Source organism: Neptuniibacter sp. QD37_6 (assembly GCF_047778085.1).
GTDB lineage: Bacteria > Pseudomonadota > Gammaproteobacteria > Pseudomonadales > Balneatricaceae > Neptuniibacter.
Window position 1 is genome coordinate 2,158,078 of sequence record NZ_CP180550.1, and the last position, 24,363, is coordinate 2,182,440.

At 44.1% G+C, this 24,363-nt stretch carries 24 protein-coding genes; 6 read left to right on the forward strand and 18 right to left on the reverse strand.

The features are described from left to right. Window positions 1-58: 58 nt before the first annotated feature. Window positions 59-703: a nitrate- and nitrite sensing domain-containing protein gene (locus ACMXYO_RS10335; protein WP_415885044.1), complete on the reverse strand. Its 645-nt coding sequence runs from the start codon at window positions 701-703 to the stop codon at window positions 59-61. Between the two features lie 32 nt (window positions 704-735). Continuing rightward, window positions 736-1,677 (reverse strand): tRNA dihydrouridine synthase, encoded by a 942-nt coding sequence (locus ACMXYO_RS10340; protein ID WP_415885045.1) that lies wholly within the window; start codon window positions 1,675-1,677, stop codon window positions 736-738. Window positions 1,678-1,852: 175 nt separating this feature from the next. Here ACMXYO_RS10340 and thpR point away from each other — a divergent pair, with 175 nt between their 5' ends. Genes thpR through ACMXYO_RS10365 form a run of 5 tightly spaced genes read left to right on the forward strand, consistent with a single transcriptional unit; the run spans window position 1,853 to window position 4,520 of the window. Then, window positions 1,853-2,374: an RNA 2',3'-cyclic phosphodiesterase gene (gene thpR, locus ACMXYO_RS10345; protein WP_415885046.1), complete on the forward strand. Its 522-nt coding sequence runs from the start codon at window positions 1,853-1,855 to the stop codon at window positions 2,372-2,374. A 49-nt stretch (window positions 2,375-2,423) separates the two neighbouring features. Next, entirely contained in the window at window positions 2,424-2,855 is a 432-nt protein-coding gene (locus tag ACMXYO_RS10350; RefSeq protein ID WP_415885047.1) for a GNAT family N-acetyltransferase, read from the forward strand. Then, window positions 2,848-3,789 (forward strand): AraC family transcriptional regulator, encoded by a 942-nt coding sequence (locus tag ACMXYO_RS10355; protein ID WP_415885048.1) that lies wholly within the window; start codon window positions 2,848-2,850, stop codon window positions 3,787-3,789. Before ACMXYO_RS10350 ends, ACMXYO_RS10355 begins: the two co-directional genes overlap by 8 nt. A gap of 50 nt (window positions 3,790-3,839) precedes the next feature. Beyond that, window positions 3,840-4,013 carry an NAD-dependent epimerase/dehydratase family protein gene (locus ACMXYO_RS10360; RefSeq protein WP_415885049.1) on the forward strand — a complete coding sequence of 58 codons (174 nt, stop codon included), beginning with the start codon at window positions 3,840-3,842 and terminating at the stop codon, window positions 4,011-4,013. Between the two features lie 42 nt (window positions 4,014-4,055). Further along, on the forward strand, window positions 4,056-4,520 hold the full coding sequence (locus ACMXYO_RS10365) for an SDR family oxidoreductase (protein WP_415888092.1): 465 nt from the start codon (window positions 4,056-4,058) through the stop codon (window positions 4,518-4,520). Window positions 4,521-4,586: 66 nt separating this feature from the next. Here the strand turns inward: ACMXYO_RS10365 and ACMXYO_RS10370 are convergent, their stop codons facing one another. From ACMXYO_RS10370 to leuC, 16 genes are all read right to left on the reverse strand, one after another. Next, window positions 4,587-5,807, reverse strand: a complete 1,221-nt coding sequence (locus ACMXYO_RS10370; protein ID WP_415885050.1) for an O-succinylhomoserine sulfhydrylase — start codon at window positions 5,805-5,807, stop codon at window positions 4,587-4,589. Window positions 5,808-5,820: 13 nt separating this feature from the next. After that, a complete protein-coding gene (gene purF / locus ACMXYO_RS10375; RefSeq protein WP_415881574.1) occupies window positions 5,821-7,341 on the reverse strand; it encodes an amidophosphoribosyltransferase in 1,521 nt (506 codons plus the stop codon). A 39-nt stretch (window positions 7,342-7,380) separates the two neighbouring features. Then, window positions 7,381-7,875 carry a CvpA family protein gene (locus ACMXYO_RS10380; protein ID WP_415885051.1) on the reverse strand — a complete coding sequence of 165 codons (495 nt, stop codon included), beginning with the start codon at window positions 7,873-7,875 and terminating at the stop codon, window positions 7,381-7,383. A gap of 64 nt (window positions 7,876-7,939) precedes the next feature. Beyond that, entirely contained in the window at window positions 7,940-8,503 is a 564-nt protein-coding gene (locus tag ACMXYO_RS10385) for an SPOR domain-containing protein (RefSeq protein WP_415881576.1), read from the reverse strand. A gap of 3 nt (window positions 8,504-8,506) precedes the next feature. Continuing rightward, the gene (gene folC, locus ACMXYO_RS10390) at window positions 8,507-9,772 is read right to left on the reverse strand and encodes a bifunctional tetrahydrofolate synthase/dihydrofolate synthase (protein ID WP_415885052.1); all 1,266 of its coding nucleotides are present in this window, start codon (window positions 9,770-9,772) and stop codon (window positions 8,507-8,509) included. 80 nt (window positions 9,773-9,852) lie between these two features. Beyond that, a complete protein-coding gene (gene accD / locus ACMXYO_RS10395) occupies window positions 9,853-10,779 on the reverse strand; it encodes an acetyl-CoA carboxylase, carboxyltransferase subunit beta (protein ID WP_415881578.1) in 927 nt (308 codons plus the stop codon). Window positions 10,780-10,794: 15 nt separating this feature from the next. Continuing rightward, the gene (gene trpA / locus ACMXYO_RS10400; RefSeq protein ID WP_415885053.1) at window positions 10,795-11,598 is read right to left on the reverse strand and encodes a tryptophan synthase subunit alpha; all 804 of its coding nucleotides are present in this window, start codon (window positions 11,596-11,598) and stop codon (window positions 10,795-10,797) included. Window positions 11,599-11,618: 20 nt separating this feature from the next. Next, window positions 11,619-12,839 (reverse strand): tryptophan synthase subunit beta, encoded by a 1,221-nt coding sequence (trpB, locus tag ACMXYO_RS10405; protein ID WP_415885054.1) that lies wholly within the window; start codon window positions 12,837-12,839, stop codon window positions 11,619-11,621. Continuing rightward, on the reverse strand, window positions 12,829-13,452 hold the full coding sequence (locus tag ACMXYO_RS10410) for a phosphoribosylanthranilate isomerase (RefSeq protein ID WP_415885055.1): 624 nt from the start codon (window positions 13,450-13,452) through the stop codon (window positions 12,829-12,831). The genes trpB and ACMXYO_RS10410 overlap by 11 nt, the downstream gene beginning before the upstream one ends. Before the next feature lie 68 nt (window positions 13,453-13,520). Beyond that, a complete protein-coding gene (gene truA, locus ACMXYO_RS10415; protein ID WP_415885056.1) occupies window positions 13,521-14,375 on the reverse strand; it encodes a tRNA pseudouridine(38-40) synthase TruA in 855 nt (284 codons plus the stop codon). A 1-nt stretch (window position 14,376) separates the two neighbouring features. After that, entirely contained in the window at window positions 14,377-17,529 is a 3,153-nt protein-coding gene (locus ACMXYO_RS10420; RefSeq protein ID WP_415885057.1) for a FimV/HubP family polar landmark protein, read from the reverse strand. 146 nt (window positions 17,530-17,675) lie between these two features. Beyond that, window positions 17,676-18,698, reverse strand: a complete 1,023-nt coding sequence (locus ACMXYO_RS10425; protein WP_415885058.1) for an aspartate-semialdehyde dehydrogenase — start codon at window positions 18,696-18,698, stop codon at window positions 17,676-17,678. Window positions 18,699-18,771: 73 nt separating this feature from the next. Next, window positions 18,772-19,887, reverse strand: coding sequence for an aspartate-semialdehyde dehydrogenase (gene asd / locus ACMXYO_RS10430; RefSeq protein ID WP_415885059.1), 1,116 nt, complete (start codon window positions 19,885-19,887; stop codon window positions 18,772-18,774). A gap of 167 nt (window positions 19,888-20,054) precedes the next feature. Next, the gene (gene leuB / locus ACMXYO_RS10435) at window positions 20,055-21,134 is read right to left on the reverse strand and encodes a 3-isopropylmalate dehydrogenase (protein WP_415885060.1); all 1,080 of its coding nucleotides are present in this window, start codon (window positions 21,132-21,134) and stop codon (window positions 20,055-20,057) included. A gap of 57 nt (window positions 21,135-21,191) precedes the next feature. Then, window positions 21,192-21,839, reverse strand: coding sequence for a 3-isopropylmalate dehydratase small subunit (gene leuD / locus ACMXYO_RS10440; RefSeq protein ID WP_415885061.1), 648 nt, complete (start codon window positions 21,837-21,839; stop codon window positions 21,192-21,194). A gap of 17 nt (window positions 21,840-21,856) precedes the next feature. Then, window positions 21,857-23,275 (reverse strand): 3-isopropylmalate dehydratase large subunit, encoded by a 1,419-nt coding sequence (gene leuC, locus ACMXYO_RS10445; protein ID WP_415885062.1) that lies wholly within the window; start codon window positions 23,273-23,275, stop codon window positions 21,857-21,859. A 196-nt stretch (window positions 23,276-23,471) separates the two neighbouring features. Between leuC and ACMXYO_RS10450 the strand changes: the two genes are divergently transcribed. Beyond that, the gene (locus ACMXYO_RS10450) at window positions 23,472-24,347 is read left to right on the forward strand and encodes a LysR family transcriptional regulator (protein ID WP_415885063.1); all 876 of its coding nucleotides are present in this window, start codon (window positions 23,472-23,474) and stop codon (window positions 24,345-24,347) included. Window positions 24,348-24,363: the final 16 nt, after the last annotated feature.

The following is a 24,363-nucleotide window of genomic DNA, read 5'->3' on the forward strand; positions in this document are numbered from 1 at the left end:
CCTCGCCGTTTCCTAGCTCAGGGTAGGTTTTTTCTAAACGACCTATCAGGTTATTGATCTAGATATAGCTGTCGGGTGTAAAAGCACCTCTAGCTACGACTCCTGAAGCCTTACCTCGCAGCTGACCTGCTTCATCGATAATCTGTGGCAAGATAATAGCTACGTTATCGATCATGAAAGTAGTATCTGAGTTAGGATCAAGTTCTAGTGAAAATTCGCGCAAGATAACTTCATTAAAGCTTCTAACTGAAGCTGCGAATTCGTTATGTAATTCAAAGATTGCTACTGGATCAGACTGGCCAATCGTTGATTTAATACGACCCCACTGTTTTTCAAGAGATGCGATAATAGCTTTGGTATTGGCACTAACACCAGTCGTGCCTGATCTCAGCTGGGTTAACGCTTGGTCTACTTTGCTACGTCGATCCAACACTTTAGATTCAACGCTCGAATTACCATGAAGCAAAGCATTTGTGAGCCCTCTATGCTGACCGATATTCAGCACTAGAGGTTCTGTTAAACGGATTACCTCGATCCCCCTAAGCTCCTTTTTAGTCAAATCAATACGTTGACTCAACTCCTGCCAATACAAGGTTACAGTTAGTACAAGCGGTATCAAAAATAGAACACTGACTAGACTGAACTTTGCTGGGTATTTAATACTACCCATGAGTTTAGACGCAGGACTTAACCAAGATGCCATTTTAATCTCTCCGATGATCCACTTGTGACTTATCAGTCTTGTAGGGCAAGCCTAAGCTCAGAAGGTTCCTTTAATTTTTTAACTTTCTGAAAAAGCATTTCTGCTTCTTTGTACTCTCTTTGTAAATGACTTAGCCACTGTTTTATACGGCCATGCACATATTTCGGAGCTATATCTCGCTCAATACCGTTTAAATAAGCCTCTATAAACGGCACTACCTGAGTCCAGTTATAGCTGCCCACCTCTTCATCAGCAAGGTGATGTTTAATGACCTTAGCCAAATCTGGCTTAGCAATAAGACCACGACCGATCATAATCGTGTCGCAACCACTCACTTCGCGACAGCGCTGAAAATCCGGCCAATTCCAGACTTCACCATTAGCAACCACAGGAAGGTCGACCGCCTCACGAATTCTTGCAATCCATTCCCAGTGAGCTGGTGGTTTGTAGCCTTCGAGTTTTGTTCGAGCATGTACAGCTAAGCTATCGGCGCCCGCTTCTGCAATCGCATGAGCGTTTTCCATCGCCAAGGATTTATCTTTATTGCCTAAACGCATCTTTGCCGATACAGGGGTTTCTGCAGGAACAGCTTGTTTTACCGCCTTTACGATCTCATGGACAAGTTCTGGCGTGTCTAATAGAACAGCTCCGCCTTTACTTCGATTCACCGTTTTGGCTGGGCAGCCAAAATTTAGATCTATCCCCGGTGCACCGAGTTTTGCACCTTTGCGTGCATTACCGGCTAGAACACTTGGATCACTTCCAAGCAATTGCAGGATAACAGGCGTGCCTGAAGGTGTTTTACCCCCATTATGTAACTCTGGACATAAACGTCGGAACACCTTCGCAGGTAAAACACTATCGCTTACACGCAAGAACTCTGTAACACAGTGATCGATGCCTCCAATCTGTGTTAACAGATCACGCATAGTGTAATCAACAACGCCCTCCATCGGGGCTAAGACAATTTTCAAAGCAGACTATCTATAGGAATAAAAAAGGACGGTTATTATAAGCTGCTATGGAGGTGATAAAAATGACTAGATGACTTTAAAGTTCGCTTTAACAAGTTTTGTAACAATCCTTCCAAGCCCACCTATGATTTACTAAGATAAAAACTACCATAAGCTGTGTTTTTTAGTTTTTGCTATGCGCCTATTCCTAGCTATCGATTTGCCTGAAGATCTTCAGGATCGCATTACCGAACTCTATTGCCCTGAACTCGAACAAGTACGCTGGACCGCGAGTCATCAACTGCATATCACCTTAGTGTTCATCGGCGATCAGCCCCATCAACATCTGGAAGAGATAATTGAAACGGTATCTGAAATCAGTTTTGAACCTTTTGAGCTTCGTCTACAGAAGATAGGCTATTTCAAATCGGGAATTATCTGGTTAGGTATAGAAGAATCTGAACCCTTAAAACGTTTACAAAATTCGCTAAGTCACAAAATTAGAGGGCTTGGCATAGAGCTAGAACAACGAAAATACACGCCTCATATCACGCTAGGACGCTGCAAAAGATTAACCTCACATGTGGTTAGTGAGGTAAGCCATAAAGGATTGGGGTTCACTGCGAACATAGAGGTTAACGCTTTCCAACTTAAAAGCAGTATTTTGAAAGCTGATGGCGCGGAATACCAAACAGAAGTGGAATTTCTGCCTGATTGAGGGTTTGCTTTGCAGCCTGACCAAAGAAAACCTGCGATATAGTCAATTAATGGAACCTATCTATCGTACATACCAAGAAAAGGATCTTCAGGCCTTAATCGCCCTGATGAAGCAATTAGGGTACACCCACTCAGAAGAATCCCTGCTTACAAATATCAAAGCTGTTCATAAAGCCAGAGGGGAGATTTTTATCGCTGAGCTAAATGGCGCTGTTGTAGGCTGTATCTCTGCCATTATAGATATTCGCTTAGCTGAAGGCGCTCAAGGTGAGATCGTAAGCCTCGTTGTTGATAAAGAACACCGGGGATATGGCTTAGGCAAAGGATTAGTTAAAACAGCTGAACGTTGGTTGTCGCACCAAGTGGATAGCATTCGAATTCGGGCCAATTCGATTCGTAAATCGGCCCACAAGTTTTATCAAGAACTAGGGTACGTAGAAACTAAGCAACAAGTGGTATTAGTGAAAAGTAAACATGAATAAGAAACAGGCGAACAAAGAGTATTTACGCCGAATAAATCTAGCAACCACATACATTTGCTCAAACCTAGAGCAGCAATTAAATTTAGATAAGATTGCTCAAGTTAGCTGCTTCTCCCCTTTTCATTTTCACCGTATTTTTCACGCCCTCACAGGTGAAACCGTTAATGACTTTATCATCCGCAAAAGGATGGAAGCCTCTGCTAATCGACTAATTTGCCATAAGGAAATGAGCATTACCGAAGTAGCCAACGCCGGCGGTTACTCCTCTAGCGCTAACTTTTCAAAAGCATTTAAAAATTACTTCGGCATCACCCCTAGTCAAATACGGAACCCAAGCGAAATCAAAGATAGCAAGATTGGAAAACTAACTAGCAAGTATGGAAAAGTATTCAATCCAAGCGATCTGTACTCTCAATTTGTCACTGACCAAGTGAAGTTTGATCCTGACAAATTAGAGGAAATACTCATGCAAGTAACCATTGAACAACTTAAAGCTAAACGCATCGCTTATCTGACAGCACCAAAGGGATATGACGTTCCCGCCATTTTTGAAACATGGGATAAACTGGATAACTGGGCTAGAAGCCTGAAATTACAAAATTTTGAAAACCATCGCTTTGCTATCTGCCATGATAACCCTATGATCACGCCGACTGAGCATTGCCGTTACGATGCTTGCGTTCAAATTCAAGACGACACGCCGGTGAGCGAACCATTTGAAGTAACAACTATTCCGTCCGGCCAATATGCCTCTGCTTATTACAAAGGAGACGGTGATAAAGTAAGTAATTTCTATATGGAGCTCTACTCTCATTGGCTCCCTAACAGCGGCTTTGAGCCCGATGACTTAGCACCTATTGCCCACTACCTAAACGATACAAGGAAAGATGGCTTTGTCGAAATGAATATTTATATCAAAGTTAAACGGTTATAAGACTTAACGATAAACGAGATACCCTACAACAGTATATGGATGGCAATTTGATGAAGACAGTTTTGATTGTTGGTAGCAGCCGAGGTATTGGTGAAGAGCTAACAAGGTACTTTTCTGACGCTGGCCACAACGTTATAGGTGTATCTCGAAGCCCATCTAAAAAATGCGAATGGATCTCTGCAGATCTATCTGCGTCAGAAGGTATACAAAAGATTGCAGTTTAGCTGGGGGAGCAACCTATAGACACCCTGATCTACTCCAGCGGGATTTGGGAGGATGAAGGCTTCACCGACGACTTTGACTTCAGAAAGACCAAATACGAAGAAACGCAGCAAATCATGCACGTTAATCTTGTTGCACCCATTGAGCTCACTAAGGCTGTGGCATCAAACCTAGCACGCGCTTCTAACCCAAGAGCAATCTATCTAGGTGCAAACTCAGGTTTAGAAAATATAGGTTCAGAGCAAGTCGCTTATGCTGCAAGCAAGTTCGGCCTACGCGGTGCTATACAAAGCCTACGTAAAGCACTAACACAAAAAAACATCGGATTTACTGTCATAAACCCGGGAAATGTCGGTACTGAAGAAGTGCTAACGGATATAGAAGAGGGCCGTATGCCGGATCACCCCCCTATTCCAATTTCAGATATTATCACCTCGATAGAAATGGTTATGTCACTATCTGAAGATGTGGAAATTGGTGATATTAATTTAAGTCAGAAAAGTATCTAAATACTTTATTTGAGACACAAAAAAGCGGCCCGAAAGCCGCTTTTTTTTAGATCTTAACTGCAACGATTAAACCGCTGCCAGACCTCTAAGCATATCTGCTTTAAGATCTTCGATCGATTCGATACCTACAGACAGACGAACCAAATTGTCTTTGATGCCCGCCTCAGCACGTGCCTCTGGGGTCATACGACCGTGAGTCGTTGTCGATGGGTGTGTGATTGTTGTTTTCACATCACCCAAGTTACCCGTGATAGACACCATCTTAGTTGCATCAATAAAGCGCCACGCTGCGTCTTTACCGCCCTTCACTTCGAAGGAAAGCACACCACCAAAGCCTTTTTGCTGCTTCTTAGCCAGCTCGTGCTGCGGATGACTTGGAAGACCTGAGTAGAAGACACGATCAATACCATCTTGCTCTTCTAACCATTTCGCCATCTCCATAGCGTTGGTGCAGTGAGCATCCATACGCAATTTAAGGGTCTCTAAGCCTTTAAGGAAAACCCAAGCGTTGAAAGGGCTCAAGCAAGCGCCGCCAGTACGGATAAAGCCAAACACCTCTTCCATATGCTTATCGCTGCCAACAACCACACCACCGACACAACGACCTTGACCATCAAGGTACTTAGTCGCGGAGTGAATAATGATGTCTGCACCTTGCTTCAACGGCTGCTGAAGCATCGGCGTGCAGAAGCAGTTATCAACGACCAACAATGCATCATACTTATGTGCGATCTCAGCAACGGCTACAACGTCTGTTAGCTCAGACAACGGATTAGAAGGCGTCTCCAAGAACAGCATCTTAGTATCTTCTGTAATTGCTGATTCCCAGCTATCAAGATTAGTTGGGTCAACATAAGAAACTTTGATGCCTGTACGTGTAAGGTACTTATCAAACAGAGATACAGTAGAACCAAATACACTGCGGGAACAAACAACATGATCGCCATTTTGCATTAACGATAGGCAGGTACTAAGAATTGCCGCCATGCCAGAAGCTGTTGCGACTGCTCTTTCTCCGCCTTCTAGTGCCGCGATGCGTTCTTCGAAAAACTGTACAGTTGGATTAGTGAAGCGAGAGTAGATGTTACCCTCCTCTTCACCACCAAAACGTGCAGCTGCTTCACGCGCACTCGAGAAGACATAGCTTGATGTCGGGTAGATTGGGTCACTGTGCTCCCCTTCTAAGGAACGGTGTTGACCTGAACGCAAAGCAAGTGTTTCCAGATCGTAACCTTCTGAAGGCTCGAACTGGATACGCTCAGCGCGTTCGTAATCAGAAATAGACATCGACTATTGCTCCTTAATCGATCTTACTACAAAGGTTAGAGGATTCGTTACTCTCAACCTTTTTGTTATTACTGCCTTTAGCGTCATCGTTACGGGCAGCCTTCAAGCGCTCAAGATACTGCTCATCGATATCACCCGCTACGTATTTACCATCAAATACGCAGGTATCGAACGCGGTAATTTCTGGGTTACCTTCAGATACAGATGCTTTAAGATCATCTAGCTCTTGGTAGATCATCCAGTCACAACCGATCTCTTCACCCACTTCATCATCTGTACGGCCATGAGCGATAAGCTCTTCCGCTGCTGGCATATCAATACCGTAAACGTTCGGGTATTTAACCGCTGGCGCAGCAGATGCAAAGTAAACTTTCTTAGCACCTGCATCACGAGCCATCTGAACAATCTGGCTAGAGGTAGTGCCACGTACGATAGAGTCATCAACCAACATGACAACTTTATCTTTAAATTCCATACCAATTGGGTTCAGCTTACGACGAACAGACTTCTTACGCTGTGTCTGACCTGGCATGATGAAAGTACGACCGATGTAACGGTTTTTGATAAAACCTTCACGGAACGTAACACCCAAATCTTTAGCCATCTCCATAGCAGAGGTACGGCTTGTATCTGGGATTGGGATGATCACATCAATATCGTGGTCTGGGCGCTCACGTAAAACCTTCTCTGCTAGCTTCTTACCCATACGCATACGAGAGATATGTACGTTTACATCATCAATAATTGAATCTGGACGCGCTAGGTATACGTATTCAAATAGGCACGGCGCAAGCTGCGTGTTATCTGCACAAAGCTTAGTAGATACGTTACCTTCCATATCGATATAGATTGCTTCGCCCGGCTCGATATCACGAACACGTTCGAAACCAGAGATATCTAGAGCAACACTTTCAGAAGCTACCATGTACTCAGTACCTTCTGCAGTTTCGCGCTTACCGTAAGTCAGTGGGCGAATACCGTGAGGATCACGGAACGCCAACATGCCGTAACCCGTAATCATTGCTACTGCGGCATAACCACCTTTACAGCGCTCGTGAACACGACGAACCGCTTCAAACATATCTTCAGCTTGTGGCTGCAGTTTGCCCTGACGTTGAAGTTCGTGAGCAAATACGTTCAATAACACTTCTGAATCAGATGTTGTGTTGATATGACGCAGATCAGCACGGAACATTTGTTCAGCTACATCTTCTGCATTTGTCAGGTTGCCGTTATGAGCTAACGCGATACCGTATGGAGAGTTCACATAGAACGGCTGCGCTTCAGCCGAGCTAGAACTACCGGCCGTAGGGTAACGAACGTGACCAATACCCACGTTACCTACCAGACGTTTCATATGGCGGGTACGAAATACTTCGTTTACCAGGCCATTATCCTTGCGTAAGAAGAAACGGTTACCTTCACAAGTAACCATGCCCGCTGCATCCTGTCCACGATGTTGTAGAACAGTCAGAGCATCAAAAATAGTCTGGTTTACATTAGATTTGGCTACGATGCCAACAATGCCGCACATTAAAACTCACCTCAAAGTGCAAACTAACAAAAGAAAAATTTAGCGTCCCGCATTCCAGATCAAGCGACCCACTTCGCTCGCTGTCTCTTTGGTCCATGCTTCCATAAGTAAAAAGTGTGGAATCAATTGTGATTCCTTGAACCAGCGATCTTCAACCGCTGGGCTCATTCCAATCAGCGCGACTATAGCCACGATAATTAAACCACCTCGTGCTGCACCAAATCCGATTCCAAGAATACGGTCCGTTGCAGACAAACCCGTTGCTTCTACGAGCGCACCGATCAGTTTATTGATCATGACTCCAACAACAAGAGCGGCTATAAAGAGGATAGCAAACGCTGCGACTAAACGTACTGAAGGCGTTTGAATATAAGCTTCTAACAGAACTGACAGTGACTGCGAAAATAGGCGCGCAACGATAAAAGCCGTTACCCAAGTGATCAGGGAAAGTGCTTCTCGAACAAAGCCTCGCCTTAAGCTCATAAGGCTAGATATCGCAATGATGCTTAGTATGGTCCAGTCAGCCCAGTTCATCTTTACAGCTCAGTAAGAAATTGCGCGCATTTTAACAGAGTTTATAGGATCGCTTCACGCTTTATTATTGCGTAGTAAAACGAACAATAATGCCATTCAATCCAAAATCTTTTTTCAGTGATAACTTAAGCGATTCTAATCTACTCTTTTGGAATTCAGGCCCTACATAAACCTTAATCAATTCACCCTGTTTACGGGTAAAGACTTTGTGCCCTTCACCGATCAGTTGCTTACGCAAGCTCTTAGCATTAGCTTCATCTTTAAAACTAGCAAGCTGCAGCGTCCAAGCAACTGGAACACCTTCTTGGTCCAGTACAGGCTGATCTTTATGAATTTCTAGCTCAACCTTTTGCTCTTTTTCAATCTTCTCGATTACCTGCTTCACCTGTTTTGGTGGTTTAGGCAACTCAACCGGTGGCTTAGGTTCAGCAGGCTTAGAAGTATCAGGCAACGGTTTATTCTGTGGTTCTATGCGTACGATTTCAGGACGTTCGGGGCCTGGAGGAATTTCGGACTGAAGGTGTCGCTCTTTATAACCAGCACCGTCAAAAAAAACAGGAAAGATCACCGCAGCAGAGAGAAGAATCACTGCAAACCCTACTAAGCGGTATTTTACTTTCTGCTGCATTAGCTATTTCCTTGCCAAAATCGTCAACGCATCACTGACGGTAAAGAATGATCCCGCAATAATAACATTGTCATTTGGGTTAGTGTCTATTCGAACCGCATCAATTGCCGCTTTAACTGATGAAAATTCCTGAACCGAAGCCTTATTAGGGAATAGCTCAGCTAACTCTGCAGCTTTTTGCCCTCGCGGAACATTAATATCAGAAAGATAGGTAGCTTTTACCACAGGTGACAAAGTATTTATAACTTGCTGACAATCTTTATCCGCTAACATTCCCAAAACAAGATAAACATTGCCCGATAATCCTTGGATACGATCACTTAACAGCTCTGCTGCTTCAGGGTTATGGGCTACATCTAGCCAATAATGTAGATTGTCTTGTTCTACATGCTGCATACGACCTGTTAGCGCTGCTTGTTGAATACCTACTTTAATCTGCTCATCTGAAATTGCTAATGGAATATGTTGAACAATTTTAATCGCCGTAGCCGCATTTTGAATTGGCAACTCTGGCTGTTTAAGATCGGTGATCGATTTAGATTGGCCTTGTGCATCTTTTCCTTGCCAGCACCAAAGCTCGCCGTTTTCTTCATAGGTAAAATCAACACCTGATTGATGTAGATCGGCACCAATCTCATCAGCATAAATAGCTACTGACTTTGGTGGATTCAGATCACCGCAGATCGCAGGTTTAGATGCTCGGAAAATACCTGATTTCTCACGACCAATTACTTCGCGGTTATCACCTAACCAATCAACATGGTCAATTGAAACGGTAGTGACTGCACTAATGTCCGCATCAATGATGTTCACTGCATCTAAACGGCCACCCAAGCCTACTTCAAGCAGAACCAGATCCGGTTTCGTTTCAGAAAAAATAACTAAGGCAGCTAAAGTGCCAAACTCGAAATAAGTCAGTGGTATCTGACCACGCGCCTGGTCTATTTTTTCGAAAGCATCGCACAATTGTTGGTCAGTTGAATTTTGGTCGTTTAACTTAACTCGCTCGTTATAGTCGATAAAATGAGGAGATGTGTAGCAGCCGACACTGTATCCAGCCTGTTGGTAGATACTGTTCAAGTAACTAATCGTTGAACCTTTGCCGTTTGTACCTGCAACAGTCACAACAGTTGATGCAGACAGATCGATTTTTAACTTTTCTGCAACTTGACTGACACGGCCTAAACCTAGTTCGATTTCAGACGGATGGCATTGCTCCATCCAAGACAACCATTCAGAAAGATTCATTTTTTGATTAGCGGTATTCATAAGACCAACAACTTTTAACAATCACCAGAAACCAAAAAGGCCGGCGTTTTCACGTCGGCCATTTTTATTACCTTGAGCAATTACTCTGCTTCAGGTTTCGCAGGCTCTTCCTCAACAACAACCTCACCCTCAACTGTTTCTACAGGAGGTAGCGGGCTTTGGTTGGTTAGCTTACGCAAGATGCGAGACAAACGAGAGCGCATTTCACCGCGGTTAATAATCATATCAACCTGGCCATGCTCTAGGAGGAACTCACTGCGTTGGAAACCTTCAGGTAATTTTTCACGAACTGTTTGTTCGATTACTCGAGGTCCCGCAAAGCCCATAAGCGCTTTAGGCTCAGCAACATTCAAGTCACCCAACATTGCCAGCGATGCAGATACACCACCATATACTGGGTCTGTAAGTACAGAGATATAAGGCGTACCTTGTAGACGTAATTTTTCTAGGATCGCACTTGTTTTCGCCATCTGGAATAGAGAGAACAACGCTTCCTGCATACGCGCACCACCCGATGCAGAGAAACAGATCAATGGGATATTCTCTTCTAGAGCGATGTTGGCAGCGCGAACAAAACGCTCACCAACAACTGCACCCATAGAACCACCCATGAAGCTAAATTCAAATGCAACCGCTACAACAGGCAAACCTTCTAACTCACCGCGCATAGCGATCAATGCATCTTTTTCGCCGGTACTTTTCTGAGCTGCACTTAAACGGTCTTTATATTTCTTAGAGTCTTTAAACTTCAGACGATCGATAGGCTCTACATCTGTAGCCAGCTCTTGACGGTTATCTTCATCTAAGAACAATTCAAGACGACGACGCGCGTTAAGGCGCATATGGTGGTCGCACTTAGGACAAACATTCAGGTTCTTTTCCAACTCAGGGCGGTAAAGAACGGATTCACACTTAGGGCACTTTTTCCACAAGCCCTCAGGGATATTCGAGCGCTTTTTCTCTGATCGAACAAGAGAAGGAACAATTTTTTCCAGCCAGTTACTCATTATTTCAAAACCTTATTAGCTGTCCATTGCTTGACGCATATCTTTGATAATTGCAGCTACTTCAGGCGCGATTTTGCCCTGATCTTTTACTAGAGATGCAATCTTATTAACTAAAACACTGCCGACAATAACACCATCCGCAACTTTTGACACCGCAGTAGCTGATTCAGCATCTTTGATACCAAAACCTACACCTAAAGGAATATCAGTGTATTTACGAACGATGTCTAGTCTGTCAGCTACAGCCTGAACATCAAGTGAAGCGGAGCCTGTAACTCCTTTCACTGATACGTAGTAAAGGTAACCACTACCGTTCTCACAAACGTATTTAATACGCTCTTCTTCGGTAGTTGGTGCCAATAGGTAGATGGTATCAATCTCATGCTCACGCATGATCTGGTTGAACTCACCTGACTCCTCAGGCGGAAGATCAACTGTTAATACACCATCAACACCCGCTTTCTTCGCTTCTTCAGCGAAGCGCTGGTAACCAAGAATTTCGATAGGGTTGAGGTAACCCATCAAAACGATTGGCGTTTCATTATTTTTCTGACGGAACTCAGCTACCATTGCTAGCACATCGAGCAAACGCACGTTGTGTGTCAACGCACGCTCACAAGCTAGCTGGATAACGGGACCATCTGCCATTGGATCTGAAAATGGGATACCCAATTCGATAACATCGGCACCCGCTTCAACCATAGCGTGTAGTAAACCTACTGTAACTTCCGGTGCAGGATCGCCTGCTGTTACATAAGGAATTAGGGCTTTGCGGCCTTCAGATTTAAGCTTTGCAAAGCTTGCAGCAATACGACTCATTCTATTTTCCCTCGCACAAATCAGATATTGATGCCATCGATCTGTGCGACCGTATGAATATCTTTATCACCACGACCAGACAAGTTCACAACTATTGTCTGATCTTTATCCATCTCTTTAGCCAATTTCATTGCGTAAGCAACCGCATGGCTTGATTCAATTGCCGGCATAATGCCTTCGACGCGCGTTAGAGCACGGAAAGCATCCATCGCCTCATCATCTGTCGCATCAACATAAGTCGCGCGTCCAGTATCTTTAAGGTAGGCATGCTCCGGACCAACGCCTGGGTAATCAAGACCAGCAGATACAGAGTGAGTACCGATGATTTGACCACCTTCGTCAGACATCAAATACGTACGGTTACCATGAAGTACACCTGGACTACCCGCAGACAATGGCGCAGCGTGCTGCCCTGTCTCTACACCATAACCACCTGCTTCAACACCATACATTTTTACAGATTCATCTTCGATGAATGGGTGGAATAGACCAATAGCGTTAGAACCACCACCAACACAAGCAACCAAAGCATCAGGTAGACGACCAGTCTGATCTAAGCACTGTTGACGCGCTTCACGACCGATTACACACTGGAAGTCACGAACCAACTTAGGGTAAGGGTGTGGACCCGCAGCAGTACCAATGATGTAGAAAGTATTATCAACATTGGTTACCCAATCGCGCATCGCTTCATTCATGGCATCTTTCAGCGTACGAGTACCCGATTCAACCGCAATAACTTCTGCACCTAGAAGCTTCATTCGGTAAACGTTAAGTGCCTGACGCTGAACATCTTCAGCACCCATATATACCTGACACTCAAGCCCCAAACGCGCAGCTACGGTGGCGGTAGCCACACCGTGCTGACCAGCGCCTGTTTCAGCAATAACACGAGGTTTGCCAGTGTATTTCGCCAACAAAGCCTGACCAATAGTGTTATTAACTTTGTGTGCACCCGTATGGTTTAGATCTTCACGTTTCAGATAAATTTGTGCGCCACCTACTTTTTCAGATAGGTGCTTCGCATGATACAAAGGCGAAGGACGTCCAACATAGTGTGCCAGATCACGATCAAACTCTTCCTGGAACGCTGGATCTCGCCACAACTTCTCATAAGTTTCTTCTAACTGCTTAAGCGCAGCCATTAGAGTTTCAGATACGAAACGACCACCGTAAGGGCCAAAGTGGCCTTTACTATCGGGCAACTGAGCAAGTGCTTTAAGATCGATATTAGTTGGCACGGGTTACCTCATTTATAAATCTATTAATTTTGTCGGTATCTTTGATACCTTTACTCTTCTCAACCCCACCACTCACGTCTATCGCGTAAGGTTTAACGGTTTGAACAGCCTCAGCTACATTCTCACAGTTAAGCCCCCCAGCAAGAATAATCGTAGCTGGATGAGGTGTTGGAATACGATCCCAGTCAAAGGCTTCACCAGTTCCACCTGGAACACCCGGACGATAAGCGTCCAGAAGAATAGCCTGCGCTGAAGTAAATTGTTCTACCGCGTCTGTTAAATGCAGTTCTGGCTTCATCCGAATAGCTTTTATGTACGGACGACTAAAACTACTACAGTACGCTTCAGTTTCATCACCATGAAATTGAAGTAAATCTATACGAGTTTGTTCGATAACTCGATCAATGAATTCCCGCTCTGCATTAACAAAGAGCGCAGTAGTTGTGACGAACGCTGGAAGCTTAGCAATGATTTCTGCCGCTTGTTCAACCTCTACAGCACGAGGACTTGGCGCATAAAAAACGAAGCCAAGAGAATCTGCCCCAGCAGCAATAGCTGCTAAAGCATCCTCTATATTCGTAATACCACAAATTTTAACGCGCGTTCGGTTCACAGATACAGTTCACTTAGAAAATCTCAGGTTGCAAATAGTAGCAGATAGAAGGCCACTAAGTCAGTCAACTATGACAGGAAAAAAGGCCCTATTTGCGATTTAGGCAGATCAAATTTATCAGGGTACTTAGCATCGACAAAATAAAGACCATAAGGAGGTGCTGTTACACCACCCTGACGGCGATCCTTAGCATCCAAAACCTCTTTTGCCCATATAGGATCAGCCTCACCGCAACCAACGCTCATCAATACACCGGCGAAGTTTCGAATCATATGATGCAAAAATGCATTAGCACGAACATCCAAAACGATCAGTTGACCGCTTTGGTAAACATCTAACTGTTTAACCGTACGAACGGGGCTATGCGCCTGACAACCTACTGCGCGATAAGAGGTAAAGTCATGCTCGCCAATAAGATAATTTGCGGCTTCCTGCATCCGTTCCACATCCATCTGCTTGTAAGTCCAGGTAATACCTTTTGGTAAAATGGCAGGTTTAACAGGGTTGCAGTAGATAAGGTATCGATATCGACGTTCGACAGCAGAAAAGCGGGCATGAAACTCATCTGATACAGGGATAGCCCACTGGATAGCGATATCGTCCGGAAGATTTGTATTGGTACCTAAAACCCAAGCACGATCTTCTCTTTGCACAGGACTATCAAAATGAATAATTTGATAGGTGGCATTAACACGTGCATCGGTCCTACCGGCACAAATAACCGATACGGGCGCATTCGCGATTTTTGAAAGTGCTTTTTCCACTTCCTCTTGAATGCTTGGCACACCTCCCTCTTTCTGAACCTGCCAACCACGATAAGCAGCTCCAGCGTATTCAACACAAAGGGCATAACGATAAGAAGGGGCGATAGAAATCGCCCCTTCTGGTGAACTGTTAAGTTCAGTACAACTTTTTTCTGACATACTACTTTTCATTAATGGATTGTATCAACGCTTCAGCTTCTTTTTTCTGGTCATCAGTACCTTCTATAGCGATCTCTTCGAGAATATCTTTAGCGCCTTCGAGGTCTTCCATATCCATATAAGCACGAGCCAAATCAAGCTTAGTTTCAACTTCATCTGCTCCTTCTAACAGGTTTAACCCTGCAAGCTCGTCAAAATCTTCATCAACAGAAGCATCCTCTTCAATAGCGCTCTCTTCTAGCACTATATCACCCTCTTCACTATTAAGAAGCGCATCTAATTCAGAATTCAAATCAGCTTCCAAATCATCAGAGATCAATGATTCTAGATCATCACCTTCTAAAACGATGTCTTCTTTTGAAGAAGCAGCTGCATCGCCATCATTTAGATCTAAATCCGAGCCTAAATCATCTAGCATTGCATCTAGATCATCAGATGCATCATCTGACTCTTTCACTTCAGAATCTAATTCTTCAGCCCCTTCCATCTCTAGATCAGCAGCCATTGCCTGATCTAAATCCTCATCAACCTTCGCTAAAAGCTCATCTAAGCCCTCATCAGATTGTAAAGATTCAATATCTAAATCGTCCTGCATTTCAAGCTGACCAGGAAGACCTATATCCCTAGGATCAGGGTTCTCGGCGAGCATTGTCTCTATTGCTTCACTGGTTGTTTCTTCAACAGGTTCTTTAGCAGATTCCTCAGAAGGCAACTCCAAATCGCCCATATCCAAATCTTCAGCTAAAAGCGCTTCCAAATCATCAGTGGCATCTGATTGAACTGCTTCAGCAGACCCTTCAGTTACCGGCTCTTCTACTTCTGCCAATAGATCATCAAGCTCATCTATATCTGATTCTGCCTCCTCAGCTGCATCCGTTAGCTCCTGGATATCTCCTTCAGATACTGAATCTAACAAGTCATCCAAGCCAGACTCATCCAGCTCTTCAGGTACAGTATCCACATCCAAATTTGTAGCTAAATCCGCTTCTAATTCAGGACCTTCAGCCTCTAACTGAGCCACATCTTCCTCTGTTGCAAGATCGGGCATCTCATCGACAACAAAATCTAAATCAGCGTCATCGTTCTCGATCACCTCTTCAGAAGCTTCCTCAATAACATCTGGAGCAGCATCATTGAGATCAAATTCTAGATCAGTGTCATCTAGACCTAAATCGATTTCGCCATCATCAGCTTCCAACGCTGCATCAATCTCATCCTCGTCAGCTGTGACAGCTTCAATTTCAGGCTCAACATCTTCAACTTCACCCAAAATATCATCTAGGGCATCAGATTCTGATGCATCAGCTACTTCTAACTCATCTTCGACTTCATCTAGATCTGAAGGCTCTTCTAAAATTGCATCAAGTTCATCTGCTTCGACATCTTCCGACTGTACTTCAGCATCTTGATCGTCAATCTCTTCATCGAGACCCAAATCAAACTCATCATCATCTAACAAAGCATCTAGATCGTCAGGCTCATCCGCCTCAACAGTCTGAAGAGCATCCCCAGAGCCATCCTCTTCAAGATCCAAATCCATGTCGAGATCTAGATCATCTAGATCATCTAGATCTTCCAGATCATCAGTATCAGTAAGATCTAAATCTGCATCATCCAAGAGATCTTCTTCAGTCCCTAGATCTAAATCCTCAATAGACTCAACATCATCAGCTAAATCGTCGTTTGAATCTGATTCAGATTCAGTTTCAGCCCCAGACGCCTCTTCAGCCATTTCACTCTCTTCGGGAGTATCTAGGTCCTCTGGCACCTGCACAAGCGCATTTTCGTCTTCTGTTGCCTCTTCATCCTTTTTACCGCGACGAAGAAAGAAGAACAAACCTCCTAGCAATGCAATTAGAGCTGCACCAATACCACCCAGAATGGCAGGAGACTGTAAAATCTTATCTATGAGGCTTTTTTCTGGAGGCAGTGGAGGCGGTGTAGCAGCCACTTCTGCCGCTTCTACTTTATTTTGCAAACTAGCTAGCTGCTGATCTTTTAGCTCAAGCATTTCCCGCAATTTAGACAATTCATACTGAATTGAATCTAACTTTTCATTAAGTTCAGCATTATCGCGAGTAATTTTATCTACATTTTCTAAAGATTGACTTAATCTGTCCTCAAGCTCCTGATTACGATCTATTAAAGCTTGCTTTTCCGTATCCACTTCACCTTTAGTCTTTGACTGAGCAGATTCGCCTTCTGATTTTTCACCTTCCGACTGATCAGTCATTACACCCTCTTCAGGCTCTATCGAGTCTTTTGGTGTAACGATTTTAAGCTCTGCTGATTTATCCTCTTCAGGATCCGGCTTAGGCGCCTCAACAACAGAACTAGTTACCGGCTTCTTTTTAGAAGCCTCCACTGGCGCTGCCGTTTTTCCTTTATTTTTCCATTCGGATGTCTGACGAACGAATTCACGTGTAGCTTCTTTAGACTTCAGCTGGTTGATTTCTTCCATTGTCGGAAGATCCAAGACCACTCCAGCCCTTAGAACATTAATATTGCCATTAACAAATGCATGGGGATTCTTCTTCTGCAAAGCAATCATCATCTTCTTTACAGAAATACTCGAACTAGGTCGATGCTTTATAGCAATTGCCCATAAAGTATCTTTCACATCAACATAAACTTGTGAAGCACCAGTCTCCATTGTCCTGGGGCCGGTTGAAGCTGATGTACTAGTCTGTGGTTTAACTGAAGATGTTGTAACTGGTGCAGTAGCAGGCTGCACAGTTTTACGGACAGGAGTAGGATCATATACTGGAGGATCTAGCAGCAAAGTATATTCACGGACTAAACGACCACTAGGCCAGTTAACCTCTACCAAGAAATTAAGAAAAGGCTCTCTAACAGGCCTATCTGACCGCAGAGTAATAACGCCAGAGCCATCAGGATTAACTTTCACCTGAAAACTCACATCAGTCAAAAAGCGTGATTTATCTAAACCTGCCAAAGCAAATTCGTCAATATTTGCCATTCTTGGCTGAATTTGCAGCGGACCAAATTTTCTCACTTCTAACAACTGAATTTCCGCATTTAACGGCTCATTCAATGCTGAGTGAATTTTAATTTCGCCCAAACCCAACGCATTAGCGTTGGAGGCACTTATAATCCCTGCTACAGCAAGGCTGACGGCGAGTTTTCGCAACATCATCAGTTTCCTTGTTCCCCTACCCTCAAAACTCCGAGCAATTCAGAGGGTTGCGATTCTAAAATCCATCCACAGTATTGTTTATAAACCACTTACGGGTCAAGGAAATACAAACAACTGTTTGTATTTCCTCTTAAAAAAACGATCTAAATATACTGTTGGATTAAAACTTCAGCTATTTGAATGCTATTTAGTGCAGCTCCTTTACGCACATTATCGGCGACCACCCATAAATTTATAGCATTTTCACAGGAAATATCTTCGCGAATACGACTAATGAACACGTCATCGTTTTTAGCCGCATCTGTAACAGCGGTTGCGTAGCCACCCTCTTCCTGATTATCAACAACCTCCACACCAACAGAATGATTAAATAGCTCACGAACTTCTTCCGCACTAATCGGATCCCAACATTCGATATGTAATGCAGCACTATGACCGAAGAACACAGGCACACGCACGCAAGTTGGGTTCACCATGACTCCTTCATCCCCAAGGATCTTCTGCGTTTCCCAAACCATTTTCATCTCTTCGCGGGTATATCCATTATCTTGAAGAGCATCGATTTGAGGCAGCACATTAAAAGCGATCTGCTTTGGATATACTTTATTCTCCGGTGTTTGCGCGTTCAATAGCTTCGCGGTCTGACCAGCCAGTTCTTCTACACCACTCTTACCGCTACCAGATACTGCCTGATAAGTTGCAACATTTATACGCTTAACTGAAGCGTGGCGATGAATAGGCGCAACCGCTAACAACATCTGAATTGTGGAACAGTTAGGATTAGCAATAATCCCCCTGTTTGGGTACTCAGCAACTGCTTCTGGATTAACCTCTGGCACTACTAGCGGCACATCATAGTCATAACGGAAACATGATGTATTATCGATAACGATACAGCCCTGATCCGCAGCCATCTGCGCATACTCTTCAGAAACCGCTGCCCCAGCGGTGAAAAAGGCAATCTGAGCCTGTGAAAAATCAAAATCATCTATAGCTTCGACTTTATAATTTTTCTCATTGAACTGAATCTGCTTACCAGCACTGTTCTCACTTGCTACCAAATACAGATTCTCAACAGGAAATTCACGTTGCTCCAGAATTTCCAGAATTGCTTCACCCACCATGCCTGTTGCGCCAACAACAGCAACATTAAAACCTTGACTCATTTTCTTTTCCCCAAAAGCAAACCAGCCCGAACTAAGTCGGGCTGGTTGATACTCTTACTTAAAGACTGATTTATTAGTCTTCTAACAGAATTCTCAGCATACGGCGTAGCGGTTCAGCCGCACCCCATAATAACTGGTCACCGACGCTAAACGCGTTTAGGTATTCATCACCTAGATTCATCTTACGAAGACGACCTACAGGAACATTCAATGTACCTGTAATTTTAGCTGGTGTAAGTTCCTGCGCAGTAATATCACGCTCGTTAGGAATAACTTTAACCCAGTCATTTGCTTCTGCCAGCATTGACTCGATTTCATCCATAGGAACATTTTGCTTCAGCTTAATCGTGAATGCCTGACTATGGCAACGCATCGCACCGATACGTACACATGTGCCATCGATAGGGATTGGACTATCACCCAAACCTAGAATTTTGTTAGTTTCAGCAAACGCCTTCCACTCTTCACGGCTCTGACCATTATCCAGCTTAGTATCGATCCAAGGGATCAAAGAACCCGCTAGCGGCACACCAAAGTTATCGACAGGCATCGCATCGCTACGAATAGTTTCTGCAACTTGACGATCAATATCCAAGATAGCAGACGCTGGGTTAGCAAGATCTGTAGCTACAGACTCTTTGATGATACCCATCTGAGAGATCAGCTCACGCATGTGACGCGCACCACCACCTGATGCAGCTTGGTATGTCATGGAGGTCATCCACACGATCTGACCCGCATTAAATAGACCACCCAAGCCCATCAACATCAGTGAAACTGTGCAGTTACCACCTACGAAAGTTTTGATGCCGTTAGAAAGACCGTCTTTGATCACATTCATGTTTACTGGATCAAGCACGATGATCGCACTGTCATCCATACGTAGAGAAGATGCAGCATCGATCCAGTAACCTTCCCAACCAGCAGCACGCAGATCAGCGTAAACTTGTTTCGTGTAGTCACCGCCCTGACAGGAAATAATGGCATCCATCTGTTTTAGATCTTCAATAGATGTCGCATCTTTCAGCGCTGGAATGTCTTTACCAATATCTGGACCAGCCTGACCTACCTGGGATGTGGTGAAGAAGACCGGTTCTTCGATATGATCGAAATCACGTTCTTCCATCATGCGTTGCATAAGCACGGAACCCACCATTCCACGCCAGCCAACAAAACCTACACGTTTCATTAAATTCACCAAATAATCAAATATAAACAACAAAGCCGGTACCGCCATCGATACCAGCTTTCGTATACTCCGAACGCATCAGAGTTGCTCAATTATGCATTATTTCTGCATTTGAGACTATCGTAATCTACCGAGACATCAGTAGATTACGACTATTTTTCTAATATTTATTGCAGAGCAGCAACCACTGCATCACCCATCTCAGAAGTAGACACTTTAGTCATACCTTCTGACATGATGTCAGCTGTACGTAGATTCTGATCCAGAACCTTACTTACTGCCGCTTCGATACGATCTGCAGCTTCACCCGCATCTAGAGAGTAACGCAGCATCATTGCAGCAGACAAAATAGTCGCCAATGGGTTTGCAAGGCCTTGACCTGCAATATCAGGCGCAGAACCGTGGCACGGCTCATACATACCTTTACCATTCTCATCTAGTGACGCAGACGGCAACATACCGATAGAACCCGTCAACATTGCCGCAGCATCAGACAAGATATCACCGAACATGTTCCCTGTTACCACAACATCAAACTGTTTAGGCGCACGTACCAACTGCATAGCCGCGTTATCTACGTACATGTGGCTTAATTCAACTTCTGGATATTCTTTTGCAAGATCATCCATAATTTCGCGCCATAGAACTGTTACTTCTAGCACGTTAGCTTTATCTACAGAACATAGACGCTTGTCACGCGCCATTGCTGCTTCAAATGCAACACGACCAATACGACGGATTTCATTCTCATCGTAAACGTAAGTATTATAACCTTCGCGAACACCGCCCTCTTTTTCACGAATACCACGTGGTTGACCGAAGTAGATACCACCCGTCAATTCACGAACGATCAGAATATCCAAACCGGATACTACTTCTGGCTTTAAGGTAGATGCGTGAGCAAGCTGAGGGTAAAGAATTGCTGGACGCAAGTTACCAAATAGCTCTAGCTGAGAACGGATGCCCAATAGGCCTTTTTCTGGGCGAATCTGGAAATCAGGGTTCGTATCCCACTTAGGACCACCAACAGCCCCCAACAAAATCGCATCAGATGCTTTAGCAGCCTCTAGAGTTGCTTCTGGCAGTGGTACGCCAGCAGCATCAATTGCAGCACCTCCTACGTCAGCTTCGCTGAACTCAAGACCTAGATTGTCTTGCTCGTTAACCAATTCCAAAACGCGACGCGCTTCTGTAACAATCTCAGGACCGATGCCGTCACCCGGCAAAATCAATACATTTTTAGACATTCTTATAACCTTCCCGATTGCCTCATACAGAGGCTTTTATCTAATTCTTAAATTCGATTACTTGATTGCGTCAAACAACCAAGGATCAGACTGACGACGCTTCTCTTCATAAGCCTTAATATCATCCGCATGCTGCAATGTAAGACCGATATCGTCCAAACCATTTAGCAAGCAGTGCTTACGGAAATCATCAATCTCAAAAGCCATCTCTTCACCAGAAGGCGTCTTAACAACCTGATTCTCAAGATCAACAGTTAGCTCGTAACCTTCAGATGCTGCGACTTCTTTAAATAACTGATCAACTTGCTCTTCACTTAAGATAATTGGCAACAAACCATTTTTAAAACAGTTGTTATAAAAGATCTCAGCAAAACTTGGCGCGATAACAGAGCGGATACCAAAATCATCTAAAGCCCAAGGCGCGTGTTCACGACTGGAACCACAACCGAAGTTTTCACGTGCTAGTAGAACGCTTGTGCCTTTGTAACGCGGCAAGTTCAATACGAACTCTTCGTTTAATGGACGCCCAGTACACTCTTGGTCTGGCTGACCTTCATCTAGATAGCGCAGTTCATCAAACAAGTTCTTACCGAAACCTGAACGTTTGATGGATTTCAGGAACTGCTTTGGAATAATCATATCGGTATCAACATTGGCACGATCCAATGGAGCTGCGATACCTGTGTGCAAAGTAAATTTGTTCATGTCGCTCTCCTGATACCTTACTTAATCAACTCACGTACATCGATGAAATGACCTGTAACTGCAGCAGCTGCAGCCATAGCAGGGCTTACCAGATGAGTACGACCACCGAAGCCCTGACGGCCTTCGAAGTTACGGTTAGAAGTAGATGCGCAGTGCTCACCATTACCCAATTTATCTGGGTTCATTGCCAAACACATAGAGCAGCCAGGCTCACGCCATTCTAGACCTGCAGCAGTAAAGATTTTATCCAAGCCTTCTTTCTCAGCTTGCTCTTTTACCAAACCCGATCCCGGTACAACCAATGCTTGAATAATGTTTTCAGCCACTTTACGGCCTTCAACTACTTTCGCTGCGTCACGTAGATCTTCAATACGAGAGTTAGTGCAAGAACCGATGAATACACGATCAAGTTTGATATCAGTAATATTCTGATCAGCATTCAAACCCATGTATTCAAGTGCACGATTAATACCATCAATCTTAACCTGATCCGTTTCGTTAGCTGGATTAGGTACTTGTGCAGATACACCAACAACCATCTCAGGAGAAGTTCCCCAAGTCACCTGAGGCTCAATATCAGCACCGTTGATGACAACTACTTCGTCGAACTCAGCATCATCGTCAGACACTAGATCTTTCCATGCTGCCACAGCCATATCCCACTGCTCACCTTTAGGTGCAAATGGACGGCCTTCAACGTAATCTAGCGTGATCTGGTCAACAGAAACCAAACCAACACGAGCGCCCGCTTCAATTGCCATGTTACAAACGGTCATTCGACCTTCCATAGACATGTTACGGAAAACATCGCCACTAAACTCGATCGCATAACCCGTACCGCCTGCAGTACCGATCACACCAATCACATGCAACACAACATCTTTTGGTGTTACACCAAGGCCAAGCTCACCATCAACGCGAACCAGCATGTTTTTCATTTTCTTAGTGATCAGGCACTGAGTTGCCAACACATGCTCAACTTCAGATGTGCCAACACCATGTGCAAGTGCACCTAAAGCACCCAGTGTTGCTGTATGAGAATCACCACAAACAGCTGTCACACCAGGAAGAATTGCACCTTGTTCTGGTGCCATTACGTGAACGATACCTTGACGCTGATCGTTCATTTTGAATTCTAAAATGCCGAACTCATCGCAGTTGCTATCCAGCGTTTTTACCTGAATTTTAGAAACAGGATCAACGATCTCATCAACGCCACCAGAACGTTCCGTTGTTGGCACATTGTGATCCGGGGTCGCGATGTTTGCATCGATACGCCATGGCTGACGACCAGCCATACGAAGACCTTCAAAAGCCTGCGGAGAAGTTACTTCGTGCAGAACCTGACGGTCGATATAAATCAAAGAACTGCCGTCATCATTTGTACGAACCAAATGCGATTCGAACAATTTGTCATATAACGTTTTACCAGCCATGGAAGCTCACCTCACTTTATTCTTTTCATTCGCTCAACACTTCCAAAACTGCTGAGCCAACTAATTTATGCAGCAATCCTAGTGCACACTTAGCTACAACACAAATTCATATTTTTTATGCTTTAGATTCCAAATAGGAATACAATAACAATTCGGACGGTTACTGTATTAAGAAAGAGTTATAGGAAAGAAATTTATGGATACCAATACACTACAAGCATTCTTGGCTGTAGCTGCCACGGGTTCATTTTCAAAGGCTGCCGACCAACTCTTTTTGACTCAATCAGCCATCAGTAAGCGGATTGCATTATTAGAAGAGCAGTTAAATAGCAAACTATTTGACCGGATTGGCCGCACAGTAACAATGACGGAAGCAGGCACTGCCCTATTACCTAGAGCTAAAGATATTTTGCTGCAGCTGGATGATGCAAAAAGGCTAATTAGCAATCTAAACGCGGGCGAAATCACTGGTAATTTTAAACTAGCAGCAAGCCACCATATTAGCCTGCACAGATTACCCCCTTTATTAAAGCAATACGCAGAAGCCTGTCCAAAAGTAGAGCTCGATCTTGAATTTGCCGAATCAGAGATAGCCTATGAAGGAGTCCTTAAAGGTGACCTAGAACTCGCTTTAATCACTTTATCGCCTGAGCCCGATGCCTCCATTCATTCGGAGATTATCTGGGATGATGTACTTAGATATGTAGTTGCCCAAGATCACCCTTTAGCAGGATGCAATACGATCAGCCTTGAGCAGCTCACTCAGGTCAACGCTATTTTGCCCGGCAGCAATACATTTACCCGAAGCCTAGTTGAAAAGCTCTTCCAGCAACACTCACTCGAGCTCAACGTGAGCATGTCCACAAACTACCTCGATACAATTCGTATGATGGTGAGCATCGGCCTAGGCTGGAGCTTATTACCGGATAGTTTAGTAAATGATGATTTATGTGTACTCGACGTTACCGATTCAGAACCCGTTCATCGAAATCTTGGGATTATTTACCACCGCAATCGCACCTTATCCAACGCCGCAAACTATTTAGTAGAAATGCTTAGGAATGATCGATAAGCGGATGTAAGCGAAA

Bases quoted from the DNA above. Each gene is read 5' to 3' on its own strand.
- folC (WP_415885052.1), bottom strand. From the start codon at position 9,772: ATGAATACCGCTAATCAAAAAATGAATCTTTCTGAATGGTTGTCTTGG.
- leuB (WP_415885060.1), bottom strand. From the start codon at position 21,134: ATGTCTAAAAATGTATTGATTTTGCCGGGTGACGGCATCGGTCCTGAG.
- ACMXYO_RS10420 (WP_415885057.1), bottom strand. From the start codon at position 17,529: ATGTTGCGAAAACTCGCCGTCAGCCTTGCTGTAGCAGGGATTATAAGT.
- ACMXYO_RS10370 (WP_415885050.1), bottom strand. From the start codon at position 5,807: ATGTCTATTTCTGATTACGAACGCGCTGAGCGTATCCAGTTCGAGCCT.
- leuC (WP_415885062.1), bottom strand. From the start codon at position 23,275: ATGGCTGGTAAAACGTTATATGACAAATTGTTCGAATCGCATTTGGTT.
- purF (WP_415881574.1), bottom strand. From the start codon at position 7,341: ATGTGCGGCATTGTTGGCATCGTAGCCAAATCTAATGTAAACCAGACT.
- thpR (WP_415885046.1), top strand. From the start codon at position 1,853: ATGCGCCTATTCCTAGCTATCGATTTGCCTGAAGATCTTCAGGATCGC.
- ACMXYO_RS10355 (WP_415885048.1), top strand. From the start codon at position 2,848: ATGAATAAGAAACAGGCGAACAAAGAGTATTTACGCCGAATAAATCTA.
- asd (WP_415885059.1), bottom strand. From the start codon at position 19,887: ATGAAACGTGTAGGTTTTGTTGGCTGGCGTGGAATGGTGGGTTCCGTG.
- ACMXYO_RS10385 (WP_415881576.1), bottom strand. From the start codon at position 8,503: ATGCAGCAGAAAGTAAAATACCGCTTAGTAGGGTTTGCAGTGATTCTT.
- ACMXYO_RS10335 (WP_415885044.1), bottom strand. From the start codon at position 703: ATGGCATCTTGGTTAAGTCCTGCGTCTAAACTCATGGGTAGTATTAAA.
- truA (WP_415885056.1), bottom strand. From the start codon at position 14,375: ATGTCAGAAAAAAGTTGTACTGAACTTAACAGTTCACCAGAAGGGGCG.
- trpA (WP_415885053.1), bottom strand. From the start codon at position 11,598: ATGAGTCGTATTGCTGCAAGCTTTGCAAAGCTTAAATCTGAAGGCCGC.
- ACMXYO_RS10350 (WP_415885047.1), top strand. From the start codon at position 2,424: ATGGAACCTATCTATCGTACATACCAAGAAAAGGATCTTCAGGCCTTA.
- ACMXYO_RS10450 (WP_415885063.1), top strand. From the start codon at position 23,472: ATGGATACCAATACACTACAAGCATTCTTGGCTGTAGCTGCCACGGGT.
- ACMXYO_RS10425 (WP_415885058.1), bottom strand. From the start codon at position 18,698: ATGAGTCAAGGTTTTAATGTTGCTGTTGTTGGCGCAACAGGCATGGTG.
- leuD (WP_415885061.1), bottom strand. From the start codon at position 21,839: ATGAACAAATTTACTTTGCACACAGGTATCGCAGCTCCATTGGATCGT.
- ACMXYO_RS10380 (WP_415885051.1), bottom strand. From the start codon at position 7,875: ATGAACTGGGCTGACTGGACCATACTAAGCATCATTGCGATATCTAGC.
- accD (WP_415881578.1), bottom strand. From the start codon at position 10,779: ATGAGTAACTGGCTGGAAAAAATTGTTCCTTCTCTTGTTCGATCAGAG.
- ACMXYO_RS10360 (WP_415885049.1), top strand. From the start codon at position 3,840: ATGAAGACAGTTTTGATTGTTGGTAGCAGCCGAGGTATTGGTGAAGAG.